The organism is Gorillibacterium timonense (genome assembly GCF_001457415.1).
Classification (GTDB): Bacteria; Bacillota; Bacilli; order Paenibacillales; family NBRC-103111; genus Gorillibacterium; species Gorillibacterium timonense.
On record NZ_LN881722.1, the window covers coordinates 90,462 to 103,300 of the forward strand.

General features: G+C 55.0%; 9 protein-coding genes. All 9 read left to right on the forward strand.

What is annotated here, in order from left to right; translation table 11 throughout:
• Nucleotides 1–9 precede the first annotated feature (9 nt).
• The 9 genes from BN2684_RS05015 to ahpF all read left to right on the forward strand — a co-directional run bounded on the left by BN2684_RS05015 (nt 10) and on the right by ahpF (nt 12,812).
• Complete coding sequence (locus tag BN2684_RS05015; protein WP_058301085.1) at nt 10–1,083, forward strand: bifunctional glycosyltransferase family 2/GtrA family protein; 1,074 nt, start codon at nt 10–12, stop codon at nt 1,081–1,083.
• 156 nt (nt 1,084–1,239) lie between these two features.
• Nucleotides 1,240–2,424 carry a GntR family transcriptional regulator gene (locus BN2684_RS05020; RefSeq protein WP_316245505.1) on the forward strand — a complete coding sequence of 395 codons (1,185 nt, stop codon included), beginning with the start codon at nt 1,240–1,242 and terminating at the stop codon, nt 2,422–2,424.
• Nucleotides 2,425–2,666: 242 nt separating this feature from the next.
• Entirely contained in the window at nt 2,667–3,920 is a 1,254-nt protein-coding gene (locus tag BN2684_RS05025) for a glycoside hydrolase family 125 protein (protein ID WP_058301573.1), read from the forward strand.
• A gap of 217 nt (nt 3,921–4,137) precedes the next feature.
• Complete coding sequence (locus BN2684_RS05030; RefSeq protein WP_058301086.1) at nt 4,138–5,520, forward strand: extracellular solute-binding protein; 1,383 nt, start codon at nt 4,138–4,140, stop codon at nt 5,518–5,520.
• Nucleotides 5,521–5,602: 82 nt separating this feature from the next.
• A complete protein-coding gene (locus BN2684_RS05035) occupies nt 5,603–6,469 on the forward strand; it encodes a carbohydrate ABC transporter permease (RefSeq protein WP_058301087.1) in 867 nt (288 codons plus the stop codon).
• A gap of 21 nt (nt 6,470–6,490) precedes the next feature.
• Nucleotides 6,491–7,315, forward strand: coding sequence for a carbohydrate ABC transporter permease (locus BN2684_RS05040; RefSeq protein ID WP_108722161.1), 825 nt, complete (start codon nt 6,491–6,493; stop codon nt 7,313–7,315).
• A gap of 50 nt (nt 7,316–7,365) precedes the next feature.
• Nucleotides 7,366–10,176, forward strand: a complete 2,811-nt coding sequence (locus tag BN2684_RS05045; RefSeq protein ID WP_058301089.1) for an alpha-mannosidase — start codon at nt 7,366–7,368, stop codon at nt 10,174–10,176.
• 526 nt (nt 10,177–10,702) lie between these two features.
• The gene (ahpC, locus tag BN2684_RS05050) at nt 10,703–11,266 is read left to right on the forward strand and encodes an alkyl hydroperoxide reductase subunit C (RefSeq protein ID WP_058301090.1); all 564 of its coding nucleotides are present in this window, start codon (nt 10,703–10,705) and stop codon (nt 11,264–11,266) included.
• A gap of 13 nt (nt 11,267–11,279) precedes the next feature.
• Nucleotides 11,280–12,812 (forward strand): alkyl hydroperoxide reductase subunit F, encoded by a 1,533-nt coding sequence (gene ahpF, locus BN2684_RS05055; RefSeq protein ID WP_058301091.1) that lies wholly within the window; start codon nt 11,280–11,282, stop codon nt 12,810–12,812.
• The last annotated feature ends 27 nt before the right edge of the window (nt 12,813–12,839 follow it).

The following is a 12,839-nucleotide window of genomic DNA, read 5'->3' on the forward strand; positions in this document are numbered from 1 at the left end:
CAGATCCCCATGACCGTATTGATTCCCGCTTATGAACCGGACGACCGGCTGCTTTCCCTTATTGCCAATTTAAAAGCGACTTTCCGCTCCAAGATCGTCATTGTCGATGACGGCAGCGGCGAAGCCTATCGTCCGATATTCGACTTGGCGCGTCAATCCGGCTGCGTCGTGCTCACCCACGCGGTCAATCTCGGCAAGGGCCGCGCTCTGAAGACCGGGTTCCGCTACTTGATTGACATCGGCGAAAGGGAGGGCGTGATCTGCGCCGACAGCGACGGGCAGCATCTCCCCGCCGATATCAAGCGAATCGCCGATGCATTAGTCGATTACCGTTACGAGATCGTGCTTGGGTGCAGGCATTTTACCGGAAAGGTTCCGTTCAGGAGCCGTTTCGGCAACGACGCTACCCGCTGGGTATATTCGTTGACGACCGGGCGGCGCATCCAGGACACTCAGACCGGACTTCGTGGCTTCCCGGCCACGATGCTGGATTGGCTGTGCCGGATTCCGGGAGAGCGGTTCGAATATGAGATGAACATGCTGCTGCAGGCCCAAAGAGAGGGTTACTCCTTATACGAGGTGCCGATCGATACCATTTATTTGGAAGATAACAAATCGTCGCATTTTCGCCCTATCGCCGATTCCGCCAAGGTGTATGCCCCAATCCTGAAGTTCTGCTCATCCTCGGTGCTTGCGGCCTTGCTCGATTTCGTGCTGGTTTTATTGCTCCAACTGCTAAGCGGCAGCCTGCTCCTTTCAGTCGTCGGCGCGAGGGCTTGCAGCTCCCTTTTCAATTACGCGATGAACCGGCGCTTTGTATTCGGCGATAAGCAGCGTGAGGCGGTGAGCTCGTCGGCTCCAAAATATTTCGCGCTTGTCTTGCTGATTCTGGGGTTCAACTACGGGCTCATGTTCCTCTTCCATGAACGTATCGGCGTTCCGCTCGTTGCGGCCAAGCTGCTGACGGAGGGAATCCTCTTTGCTTTCAGCTATTGGTCGCAGCGCACCTTCGTCTTCCGAAGCGCACGCCCGTCAACCGGATTGCATCCGACGAGCAAGTTGGATCGTTCAACCCGGCAGTAAGGATGGGAGAGAGTGACTTCTCCGGACATCCCTTCGGCTTACGAGGGCACCGGAAATGCGGCCGAGCTGCCCCAACCATCTTTTCAAACCTAATATAACATGATATATTAGGATAAAGGGTTATGCTGCAAGGGTTGATGGAGGTGCTTGATTTTGGTGAATCATTCGTCGTCGAAGCCGATGTATGAGCAGATTTTTGAAGAGCTGCGTGAGCGGATTGAACAAGGGAGTTATCAGGTAGGAGAACGAGTGCCCTCGGAGAAGGAGCTCTGCGACGAGTTTGGCGTCAGCCGGATTACAAGCAAGAAGGCGCTGGAGATGCTGGCGGCAGACGACTATATTGTCCGGAAGCCCGGCAGGGGATCGTTTGTGTCAGATGCCAAGCCTCAGCGGCAGTCGCACCCGTTGAACCACTCGAGCTCGATTCATTCGACTCATTTGGGAAGGTCCAAGGAGAATAATAAAGGCCAGCTGATCGGCCTCGTGATCACGAATTTTAGCGATATGTATGGGACAGAGCTGCTCTATGGACTGGAAGAAGCGAGCCGAGAGAACGGCGCCTTTCTGGTCGTGAGACGTTCCTTCGGCATTGCCGAGCAAGAGGAACAGATCATCCGGGAGATGCTGGAGCTGGGAGTGGACAGGCTGATCATCTTCCCGGCGCAGGGGGAGTATTTCAGCGCGGAGATTCTGAAGCTGGTCATCGAGAAGTTCCCCTTCGTCATGGTGGACCGTTATCTCAAGGGAATCCCGGCTTCTTCCGTCAGCACGGATAATGTGAAGGCGGCCAAAGAAGGGGCGATCCATCTGTTCGAGCTGGGACACCGGGATATTGCGTTTCTGACCACACCTCCGGTAAACACGACGGCGATTGAAGAGCGCATTGAGGGAATCGTCGAAGCCCATGCCGAATACGGGATTCTGGTGAATCGGGAGCAGTGGCTGGAGTCGTTCGTCTCTACCATGCCGAATGTCTTTGACCCGGAGGCCCGTGTACAGGACGCGGAAATGCTGGTGGATCATCTCAAGCGGCATCCTCAGATTACGGCGCTTTTTGCAGCGGAGTACAACATCGCCTTGCTGGCGGAGGCGGCGGCCGCGAAGCTGGGGCTGCGGATTCCCGAAGACTTGTCGATCATCTGCTTCGACAGTCCGAAATCGAGCGACAGCTTCCGGTTTACTCACATCCGGCAGGATCAGTTTGAAATGGGGAAACAGGCCTGTGAAATGGTTCTGGATATGAACCGGAACGAAAGCCCGGTAAACCGGATTCTGCTTCCGGCCACTTTGGTTAAAGGAAGATCGACTGGACCCGTTCGAACAAGCCCTGCTTCAAGCTGATCCATTCCTTCTCTTAAGAGACCTCATACGAGGTCTCTTTTCTGTTAAATGCGAACACTTGGTATACCATTATATCTAATTAAAATTTTCACATACCAATTATACTATTAGTATATTGACATATTATAATAAAGAGGGTAGGATAATGATGAAAGCGGTTCATATGGGGTGCAACAAGAGAAGGAAGGTGATGGCTTTTGTCGTCAGATGTCGAAAAAAGCGTTCCCGCATCGATCCGAAACATGGTGGATCGGGTGAAGGAATGTTTACCGGATAAGCCAAAGCTGGCGCAGATGTTTGAAAATTGCTTTACGAACACCATCGTGACCACTATCAAGGGGAAGGAAGACGGAACGACCTTTGTTATCACAGGCGATATACCCGCCATGTGGCTGCGCGATTCGGCGGCTCAGGTACGTCCGTATTTGGTCCTCGCTGCAGAGGATGAGAGCATCGCGGATATGATCGCAGGGCTGATCGAACGGCAGATGGCGTACGTGCTGATTGATCCCTATGCAAACGCTTTTAATGAGGGGCCAACCGGAGCGGGCCATCAGCAGGATTTGACCGCGATGAACCCTTGGATTTGGGAACGCAAATACGAAATCGATTCATTGGCTTATCCCATTCAACTCGGATACCTGCTCTGGAAAAACAGCGGGTCGGTCAAACCCTTTAATGAGACGTTCCGTAAGGCCGCTTACGAGATCATCAAGCTGTGGAAAGTCGAGCAGCATCATGAGGACAAGTCGCCGTACACGTTCCAGCGCCTGAATGCTCCTCTTACCGATACGTTGGTCAGAGAAGGCAAAGGCAGCGAAACGGCCTACACCGGGATGACCTGGAGCGGCTTCCGCCCGAGTGACGATTGCTGCAATTATGGGTATCTGATTCCCTCCAACATGTTCGCCGTTGTCGCGCTCCGCTATTTGGACGAGATTGCCCGCGTCGTATATGGGGACGCGGTCTTAGCCGAGGAAGCCTTGGGACTGGCAGACGAAATCGAAGCCGGCATCCGCAAATTCGGGGTTTATGATCATCCCGTATACGGGAAAATCTATGCTTATGAAACGGATGGCAAAGGCGGCTATACCCTGATGGACGACGCCAATGTACCGAGCTTGCTCGCCCTGCCTTATTTGGGATACACCGACGATCAGGACGAGATCTATCGGAACACCCGCAGGTTTATCTTGAGTGAGGACAACCCGTACTACTATCGCGGTCAAGCTGCGGAGGGCATCGGTAGTCCGCATACGCCTCCCGGTTATATCTGGCATATCGCCTTATCCATGCAGGGGCTGACGTCTTCGGACCGGGAAGAGAAGGCCCGGATGCTCCAAATGATTCAGGATACAGACGCAGATACGGGGCTGACGCATGAAAGCTTCTCGCCCGACGATCCGCAGCAGTTTACAAGACCATGGTTTTCCTGGTCCAACATGTTATTCAGCGAACTGATCATGGATTATTGCGGAATTCGCATCCACTCGTAATCCCGACGATTCAACGCGAAGGCATGAAGACCATTTCATCCTCGTGCGCTTGCAACATCAACGATGGTTCCGGCATCCGTTCTCACGTTCATGGGTGCCTAATCATATCCACACGAGCACGGCCGAAAGCGTACAAGCACCATAGAGAAAGAATCTTCTTGAGAGATGGGAAAACGGAGAGCGCCTACGATCCTAAAACGAAGGGGATTGACGAGAAATGAGACAGGCTAAAAAAGGGAAGGTCATCCTGACTGCTGCTATCGCATCTTTGCTTGTTGTGACAAGCGCCTGTTCGAGCGGCAAGTCAAATGCGGGGAATTCCGACGGAGGCAAGCAAAGCGTGACGATTACGTTCCGCTCCGCCGGTTCGGAGGACACGCTGACGAAATACTTCAAATCCGGATTGGTCGAAGAATTCGAAAAACAGAACCCCGATATCAAAATCAACATCGCTCCGATTCTAGCCAGCGAAGGCGACTATACGTCGAAGATCGTGCTGCAAATGAAATCGGCGGGCACCGCGCCTGATATTGTGGCCGAAGATACGTCCATTATCAAATCGGATGCCGCCGCTGGGTATTTGGAGCCGCTGGATACGCAGGTCGCCGGTTGGTCGGATTGGAAGGACCATATCATCGATAACCTGAAAGCCGGCGTAACCGGTGAAGACGGCAAAGTATACGGCGTGCCGGCTACCACCGACACTCGCGGGATCTGGTACAACAAAGAGCTGCTGGCGCAAGCGGGCATCCAAGTGCCCTTTAAGCCGGCAAGCTGGGAAGAAGTGCTGGAGGCCGCTCGCACCATCAAGGCCAAGTTCCCGGATGTAACGCCGCTTAACCTGATCGTCGGCAAATCGAGCGGCGAAGGGGTCACGATGCAGACGCTGGAGATGCTGCTGTACGGAACGAACGATACGCTCTATAACGACACGACCAAGAAATGGGTGGTCGGCAGCCAAGGTCTGCTCGATTCCTTCAACTTCATCAATCAAGTCTACAACGTAGACAAGACGGGGACTTCCTTGCAGGTCGCACTGAACGGCCAAGCGGGAAGCATCGCGTTCCAGCAGTTGTTCCCGGAAGGGAAGCTCGCGATGGCCGTCGACGGCAGCTGGGCCGGTTCGACCTGGTTCGCGAACGGCGCGGCTCCGATTGAGAATGTTCAAGACAAGATGGGTTTTGCTCCGTTCCCAACCCAGAACGGCCAAGAACCGGGAGCGACCACGATGTCTGGCGGATGGGCTTGGTCGATTCCGGCTCAATCGAAGAACAAGGAAGCAGCTTGGAAGTTCCTGGAGTTCTTGATGAACCGGGACAACGGCACGGCTCGGGTTATCGCGGAAGGTGCTTTGAGCCCCCGCAATGATTCCACCGAGGTCCAAGGCTACACCGATCGCACCTTTATCGCCGAAGCTCAAGCCATGGTCAATACGGCGCACTTCCGTCCGGCGAACGATCAATACGCTACGGTCTCGGCTCAACTGCAAAGCATCGTGGAAAGCATCGCTACCGGCAAGCTCACTCCGGAAAATGCCATGAAGCAATTGAAAGACAATGTATCTCGCTCTCTCGGTGCGGACAGCATAGAAGAGAAATAGGAAATGGCGGGAGAGACAAGTCGTCGCCAGCTTACGCAAGCGGCGGCGACTGTTTCTTCTTGGACTAGAAAGGAGAGTACTCATGGGGAGGAAGAAATCGGGAGCTTTTCTGTTCTTCACGCCTTCGATACTGCTGCTGCTTGTGTTTTTCATCTTTCCGATTATCCTTACGTTCTGCTTCGCGTTTACCAATATGGCCTTGACCGGTGAGGCGGCAAAAAATCTACAATTTGTCGGCTTTCAGAATTTCATCAATATGTTCCAAGACCCGGATTTTCGAATCAGTGTATGGCGCACCCTGGTCTTTTTGATATTCTCGGCCGTGATCGGTCAAGTTATGCTGGGCTTCATTCTGGCGCTGCTGATGAAGGAAAAGAATGTGACCTTCCGGCGCATCCTCGGAATTATTGTCATCGCCGCGTGGGTAACCCCGGAAATCGTAGTGGCGTTTTGCATGGTTTCCTTTTTCAGCGACAATGGCTCCTTGAATCAAATCATCGGCTGGATCGGCTTGAAGCCGGTATCCTGGCTGTTCAGCTTCCCCATGGTTAGTGTTATCATCGCCAACATCTGGCACGGAACGGCGTTCTCCATGATGGTTTACCAATCCGCTCTCGATGAAATTCCGAAGGATGTGGAAGAGGCGGCGGTTATCGACGGAACCAATGGTTTTCAGTTGCTGCGGCATATCACCATCCCCATGGTAAAAGGCTCGATCGTAACCAACATGATGCTGGTTACCCTTCAAACGCTGGGCGTGTTCACGCTCATCTATACCATGACCGGAGGCGGACCCGGAACAGCTACGCAAACCTTGCCCGTCTTCATGTACAATCAGGCTTTTGTGAACTACCAGTTTGGCTATGGGACGGCAATCTCGCTTGTGCTGCTGTTCATCGGCATCGTGACAAGCTTGCTCTATATGAAATCGATGAAAGTCAAAATGTAGCCGAAAAGGTGGTGGATCATCGTGGTTAATCATAGGCTTCATCGCAACATCCAGTATGGCATTCTGGTGTTTCTCGGGATTTGCTTTCTGGCTCCTCTCCTGTGGCTCCTCTTCGCTGCCTTCGACCTGAATGCGCGGCAGGGGATCAAAATTCCGAGCTCCTTCTCGTTGGCTAACTTTTCAGCGGTGCTGGGGGATACCGGCAATATCCGCTCCTTTGGCGTCGGGCTTTTGCTCTCGGGGGGACAGGCCATCCTGGTTGTCGTCGTCTCCATTCTGGCCGCGTACCCGCTGTCTCGATATGAGATGAGGTTCAAGAAGAGCTTTCTGCTGAGCATCCTCTTTATGACGTCTCTGCCGATCACCGCCGTTATGGTGCCTGTATTTCAAATGTTCTTGTACTTCAAGCTGCAGAACTCCATCTTCGCAACGATGCTGTTCCTGACTTCCTCCTCCCTGCCGTACGGTATCTGGATGATGAAAAATTTCATGGATTCCGTTCCGATCGACTTGGAGGAATCGGCATGGATCGACGGAACCTCCGTATGGGGCGGCTTGCGTAAAATTGTCGCTCCCCTGATGCTGCCGGGGATCGCCACGATCGCGATCTTTACCTTCTCCGGCAGCTGGGGCAACTTCTTTGTTCCGTATATTTTACTGCAAACGCCGGAAAAACTGCCTGCTTCCGTCACCATCTATCAATTCTTTGGAAGCCACGGGATGGTGGAATACGGTCGGCTCGCGGCGTTCTCGCTGCTCTACACCATGCCCTCCGTTGTGCTGTACATTTTCTCCCAGCGCTACATGTCCAAAGGCTTTAGCATGGGCGGAGCGACCAAGGGATAAGAGCATCGGAAATACGGGCCGACATGGCTCGATCGAAGGAGTGGAACCGCATGACCAAGAAAAAAACTGCGCATGTCATCTCGCATACCCACTGGGATCGCGAGTGGTACATGCCTTATGAATATCATCATGCCTTGCTGATCGAGCTGGTGGACACCTTGCTCGATACGCTGGATCGGGACCCGGACTACCGCTATTTCCACTTGGATGGGCAGACGATTGTCCGCGAGGACTATTTACAGATCCGCCCCGATCAGCAAGAACGGTTGGACCGTTATATCCGCGAAGGGCGAATTCATTTCGGGCCTTGGTATGTGCTGCAGGATGAATTTCTGACGAGCAGCGAAGCGAACCTGCGGAATCTGCTGATCGGCCACCGGGACGCGAAGCCGTTCGGCATCATCTCCAAGACCGGTTATTTCCCCGATTCGTTCGGGAATATGGGACAGGCCCCGCAAATTTTGCAGCAGGCTGACATCGATAACGCCGTCTTCGGGCGGGGCGTCAAGCCTACCGGGTTCAACAATACGGTGGGGGAAGCGGACAGCTACGAGTCGCCTTATTCCGAGATGATCTGGCGTGCTCCGGACGGGTCGGAGGTGCTCGGCGTTCTGTTTGCCAATTGGTATTGCAACGGGATGGAGGTCCCCGCCGATGCGGCGGCCGCGAAAACCTACTGGGACAAAAACCTGGCGGATGCGGAGCGGTTCGCTTCTACGCCGCATTTGCTCTTCATGAACGGCTGCGATCATCAGCCGATTCAGACGGATCTGTCGGAGGCTCTTCGCACCGCGTCCGAGCTGTACCCGGATGTAGACTTCGTTCACTCTAATTTTGACGAGTATCTGCTAGCGCTGCGATCGGAGCTTCCGAACGACCTCGTCACCATCGAAGGGGAGCTTCGCAGCCAGCATACGGACGGATGGGGAACGCTCGTCAATACGGCTTCCGCCCGCGTCTACCTGAAGCAGTTGAACCAGCGCGCTCAGACTCTGCTTGAGAAGGTAGCTGAACCGCTTGCAGCGCTTGCTCAGCAGACCGTGGGGAAGGCTTATCCGCATCATCTGTTGACCTATGCTTGGAAGACGCTGATGCAGAATCATCCTCATGACAGCATTTGCGGCTGCAGCGTCGATGAAGTGCATCGAGAAATGATTACCCGCTTCGCCAAGAGCATCCAGATGACCGAGACGATTGTGGCCCAAAGCGCGGAAGCCATCGCGGGGAAGATCGCTACGGGCGCGGTTGTGGCGTGGGGAGAGGAAGCGATCCCGTTCACCGTCTTCAATACGAGCGGCTGGAAGCGCAGCGGCACTGTTGAAGTCGAGCTGATCGTGGCGAGAAAGTATTTTCCGGAGGGGCCGAATCCACAGGCGCTTGCTAGAGAGCTGGAGCACGAGCCGCTTCCCGGCTATCAGGTGCTGGACGAAGCAGGCTGCGTTTATCCGGCCCGCATCGAAGACCTCGGCGCCCATTTCGGCTATGACCTGCCGAAGGATCGCTTCCGCCAGCCGTATATGGCGCGCAAGGTGCGGGTAACGCTTCCCGTTGCCGAAGTAGCTGAGCTCGGCTATCGCACGTATGCCCTCGTTCCCGAACGGGAAGGCGCTCGCGAACAGGCTGCGCTTGATCTCGTTACCGTGCAGGGCATGACCATGGAGAATGAGAAGCTGCGCGTGGAAGTGGCGGACAACGGAACCGTTACAGTAACGGACAAGCCATCCGGAGCGGCCTATCCCGGCCTGAACGGATATGAGAATACCGGAGATATCGGCAACGAATATGTTTACCGTCAACCGGACGGCGAGCAGGCGCTCACGACCGAGCAGTTGAAAGCGGAGCTGCGTGTGGTGGAGCAAACTCTTTATCGCGCCGTCATCGAGAGTGTTCTTCGCTGGGAGATTCCGGAGAGCGCGGGAGAACGGTTCCTTCAAGAGAAGCGCGAGATGGTTCCTTTCACGGAGCGCAAGGCTCAGCGCTCGGACCGCCTCGTTCCGCTCGTGCTGACAACCCGTTACACCCTCGAATCGGGCAGCGGCCTGCTTCAGGTCAAGACGAGCTTCAACAACCAAGCGAAGGATCATCGCCTGCGGGCGCTGTTCCCGACAAACCGACAGGCGGAGCATCATTACGCCGATTCGATCTTTGAAGTGGCGAAACGCAGCAATGTCCCGGCAAAGGAATGGACGAACCCGAGCAATGCTCAGCATCAGCAGGCGTTCGTGCATGTGACGGACGGAACCGACGGGCTGGTTGTCGCTAACAAAGGCTTAAACGAGTATGAAGTGCTTCGCGACGGCAAGAACACGATCGCCTTGACCCTTCTGCGCGCCTCCTCGGAGCTGGGCGATTGGGGCGTATTCGAAACACCTGAAGCGCAATGCTTGGGCGAGCAGGTGGTGGAATACGCCATCATCCCTCATCATGGAGATGCAGCCGAGTCGGGGGCGTATGCACTCGCTTACCAATATCAAATTCCGTGGACCAGCGTCCAATCCGGCCAATTTGCCGCCGCCGCAACGCTGTGGAAATCCGGGAACGGGAAGGTCGGAACTGCCACCGCTTCCGGTGCGGTTGAAGCAACCCTTCCTGTGTCCGCACAGGCGCTGAGCTGGAATGCGGAGCATTCGCCGCTGGCGTTCTCCTCGTTTAAGATCGCGGAGGAGACGGGGGATCTCGTGGCGCGTTGGTACAACATTGGCTCGGCTTCGGTCAAGCTGGAAGCTGCGCTGCCCTTTGAAGCCGCCGCCGTTTACGAAAGCGACGTGCTGGAGCGCCGCCGCGCGGAGCTGCCCTCCGCTGAGCTGGACGTCGCAGGCTACAAAATCGTGACGCTCGCCTTCCGCATGTCCGCTAAGTGAACGAACAACAACAACAACATGCTGCTCTGTCCGTATATACTCTCTGAACGTCCGACTTTGATCGGGTGGCTACGATAGAAAGTTGCGACAATTGGCCAAGGAACCCGGTTGACGGGATGGGGAGACAGACCCTTCCGCACACGTCAAGTAAAAGCAGCCTGCTCTCTCGGGAGACAGGCTGCTTTTGTCAGCTGCGCAGCGGGTTCGGCGAATGAAGCAGTGGATCTTGCTGCTTTCACCTGGTTTCTGCAAGATTCACCCCTTGGGAGAGAACGCCTTGTGCGTATAGGGGATCGATAGGGCTCGATAGGGCTTGATACAGCGCACTTCACTTTCCCGCTTAGCATTTTTTTCGCTTAAGTGGGGTATGCTTATGAAGATTGCCGTCTCTTGGGTTTCGCTCAACCAGTTGAAGGACTTCACAGAGTTTTAATTTTTCCTTCACGGTAGCTTCATGAACAAAGTTTCCATTTGTGATATTATTCTTTATATAAAGTTAAAATCACACTAAGGAGGAAAAATCATTATGTCTCTGATTGGAAAAGAAGTACTCCCGTTTAAAGCATCTGCCTACAACAACGGTAAGTTTGTCGACCTCACCGAGGCTGACTTCAAGGGCAAGTGGAGCGTCGTTTGCTTCTACCCGGCCGACTTCACCTTCGTCTGCCCGACGGAGCTTGAAGACCTCCAGAACCAATACGAAACCCTCAAAGGACTTGGCGTTGAAGTGTACTCCGTTTCGACTGATACCCACTTCACGCACAAAGCCTGGCATGACAGCTCGGAAGCGATCGGCAAAATCACCTATACGATGATCGGCGACCCGTCCCATACGCTGTCCCGTAACTTCGATGTCCTGATCGAAGAAGACGGCCTGGCAGACCGCGGCACGTTCATCATCGACCCGGACGGCGTCATTCAAGCTCTTGAAATCAATGCCGGCGGCATCGGCCGCGACGCCAGCACTCTGGTGAACAAGATTAAAGCCGCACAATATGTTCGGACCAATCCCGGTGAAGTATGCCCGGCCAAATGGCAAGAAGGCGGCGCTACCCTGAAGCCGAGCCTGGATCTTGTAGGAAAGATTTAAGGAGCGAACCCTTATGGCATTGGATGCAGATATTAAAGCCCAACTGGCTCAATACCTGCAGCTTCTCGAGGGGGATGTCCTCCTCAAAGTGAGCGCAGGTACGGATGCCGTGTCCGCGGAGATGCTGGCTCTCGTCGAAGAGATCGCTGGCATGTCTCCCCGGATCACGGTGGAAAAGGCCTCGTTGCCCAAAACGCCGAGCTTTAGCGTCAATCGCGCAGGTCAAGCGGACAGCGGCATTACCTTTGCCGGCATTCCGCTTGGCCACGAGTTCACGTCCTTGGTGCTCGCCCTGCTGCAAGTAAGCGGCAGGCCGCCCAAGGTGGAGCAGAAGGTCATCGATCAGATCAAAGCCATTCGCGGCGAGTATCACTTCGAGACGTATGTCAGCCTGAGCTGCCATAACTGTCCCGACGTGGTGCAAGCGCTGAACGTGCTGAGCGTGCTGAACCCAGGCATCACCCACACCATGATCGACGGCGCGGCCTTTAAGGATGAGGTCGAAAGCAAGAACATCATGGCGGTGCCTTCGGTTTACCTGAACGGAGAATTCTTCAACAGCGGACGTACGTCCCTCGAAGAAATTCTCGCCAAGCTGGGCAGCCAGCCCGACGCTTCCGAATTGGCGAACAAGGAGCCCTATGACGTGCTCGTCATCGGCGGCGGTCCGGCCGGCGCGAGCGCGGCGATCTATGCGGCGCGCAAAGGCATCCGCACCGGTATCGTCGCAGAGCGCTTCGGCGGCCAAGTGCTGGACACCTTGGGCATCGAGAATTTCATCAGCGTGAAATACACCGAAGGGCCCAAGCTGGCGGCAAGCCTCGAAGAGCATGTGAACGAATACGGCGTCGATGTGATGAAGGTCCAGCGCGCCAAGCGTCTGGAAAAGAAAGAGCTCATCGAAGTCGAGCTGGAGAGCGGAGCGGTGCTGAAGAGCAAAACCGTCATCCTCTCGACCGGCGCTCGCTGGCGCAACGTCGGCGTTCCCGGCGAAGCCGAGTTCAAAAACAAAGGGGTCGCTTACTGCCCCCATTGCGATGGTCCTCTCTTCGCGGGCAAGCATGTTGCGGTTATCGGCGGCGGCAACTCTGGCATCGAGGCTGCGATTGACTTGGCCGGTGTCGTGAAACATGTCACCGTTCTGGAATTCCTGCCTGAGCTTAAAGCCGACTCGGTCCTCCAGGAACGGCTATACAGCCTTCCGAACGTAACGGTTCTGAAGAATGTGCAAACCAAGGAGATCACCGGCACGGATAAAGTGAACGGCATTACGTATGTGGACCGGGAAACCGGAGCGGAGCATCACACCGAGCTGCAAGGCGTATTCGTGCAGATTGGCCTTGTTCCCAATACCGATTGGTTGGGTGACACGGTGGAGCGTACCCGCTTTGGCGAGATTGTAGTGGATCGCCACGGCGCAACCAACGTGCCCGGCGTGTTTGCTGCAGGCGACTGTACCAACAGTCCCTTCAAGCAGATCATCATATCGATGGGATCGGGCGCGACGGCAGCCTTGGGCGCGTTCGATTATCTCATCCGCAATTAATGGTATCATCTCGGCGGGCGACTGCGG

What these genes read in the sequence shown, in the direction of transcription:
- BN2684_RS05015 (WP_058301085.1), top strand. Translation starts at nt 10, where the DNA reads ATGACCGTATTGATTCCCGCTTATGAACCGGACGACCGGCTGCTTTCC.
- BN2684_RS05025 (WP_058301573.1), top strand. Translation starts at nt 2,667, where the DNA reads ATGGTGGATCGGGTGAAGGAATGTTTACCGGATAAGCCAAAGCTGGCG.
- BN2684_RS05030 (WP_058301086.1), top strand. Translation starts at nt 4,138, where the DNA reads ATGAGACAGGCTAAAAAAGGGAAGGTCATCCTGACTGCTGCTATCGCA.
- BN2684_RS05035 (WP_058301087.1), top strand. Translation starts at nt 5,603, where the DNA reads ATGGGGAGGAAGAAATCGGGAGCTTTTCTGTTCTTCACGCCTTCGATA.
- BN2684_RS05045 (WP_058301089.1), top strand. Translation starts at nt 7,366, where the DNA reads ATGACCAAGAAAAAAACTGCGCATGTCATCTCGCATACCCACTGGGAT.
- ahpC (WP_058301090.1), top strand. Translation starts at nt 10,703, where the DNA reads ATGTCTCTGATTGGAAAAGAAGTACTCCCGTTTAAAGCATCTGCCTAC.
- ahpF (WP_058301091.1), top strand. Translation starts at nt 11,280, where the DNA reads ATGGCATTGGATGCAGATATTAAAGCCCAACTGGCTCAATACCTGCAG.